Raw genomic sequence first — 229 nt, 5'->3', positions numbered from 1 at the left:
GACTCAGAGCGTTGTCAAGGGCTTGACCCAGTTTGCGATAGGGGAAGCCGGTGCCTATACAGCGGGTCAGGTTGCCTATCACGGGACCAAGCTCCTAGGTGGAAGTGAGGAAGACGCTCAAACCGCAAACTTTATCGGGAATATCTTAGGAGGTTATGCGGTCTCTTCAGCAGCCAGCAAGTTTAGTCTCAATAAGGTGAAAGTAGAGGTCGAAGCACCGAAGTATAAC

At 51.1% G+C, this 229-nt stretch carries 1 pseudogene; it reads left to right on the top strand.

Going from position 1 to position 229, the window contains the following annotated elements:
• A pseudogene (locus ADH52_RS00335) lies at positions 1 to 229 on the top strand (hypothetical protein); the annotation flags it as partial.

The sequence above is a fragment of the Streptococcus pseudopneumoniae genome (assembly GCF_001072665.1).
GTDB classification, from domain to species: domain Bacteria; phylum Bacillota; class Bacilli; order Lactobacillales; family Streptococcaceae; genus Streptococcus; species Streptococcus pseudopneumoniae_S.
This window is presented reverse-complemented; position numbering and strand designations above follow the sequence as displayed.